Origin of the sequence: Pseudomonas sp. EL_65y_Pfl1_R83, from assembly GCF_963970695.1 — a bacterium.
Classification (GTDB): Bacteria; Pseudomonadota; Gammaproteobacteria; order Pseudomonadales; family Pseudomonadaceae; genus Aquipseudomonas; species Aquipseudomonas tritici.
This window is the reverse complement of the sequence record NZ_CAXAQI010000142.1, coordinates 1-600: the sequence shown is the minus strand read 5'-3', so window position 1 is coordinate 600 and position 600 is coordinate 1. Positions and strand designations below refer to the sequence as shown.

Below are 600 nucleotides of genomic sequence, written 5' to 3'. Positions count from 1 at the left end.
ATTCCCGACAATCGTCGTAACGGTTCCGTCGGCGGCGGTCGCTTGCTTGTTCATTGGTCCAGCGACGCGCGCGATGCCGAACAGCGTTAGCCAGTCATCGGGTGCCAGCTGCACCAGCCAATCGTGGAACACCCGCGCATTGTGCGCCGAGCGACGGGAAATTTCTTCCCGTGTGGTATCCAGCGGAAAATCGAGCGCCATCGCGTCGACCACTTCCTTGAAGGAGACGTGGAGATCGGGCGTTTCCCAGGCGAGCGTATCGGGCGATACGCTCCGCACATCGCGCGGGGAAATTCCGCGCGCGCGAAATGCAGCGGTGATCGCAACGCGATAGGCGCGCCGGTCGTCGGGCACGAGGTCTCGGTCGGCGGTGATCACCGCGCGCAGATACTCGCCAAAAGTGATGTCGAACGGCGGACAATAATCGAGCGCCCGGATCATGATGTCGAGGAAGCGCCCGGCAATCTTGCAGACCGCAATGGTCAGCGCGTCGACCAACGGGGCGGACAATTCCCCCGGGGGCAGGACACCCGATGCCCCGGTTGCGAGCGCGATCAACTCCTTCGCCTTGCATTCGTAAATCCGCAAGAACGCATCGAA

1 pseudogene is annotated in these 600 nt (G+C 62.5%); it reads right to left on the bottom strand.

From position 1 onward, the window contains the following. Window positions 1-600, bottom strand: a pseudogene (locus tag AACY08_RS28080) (S8 family serine peptidase); the annotation flags it as partial.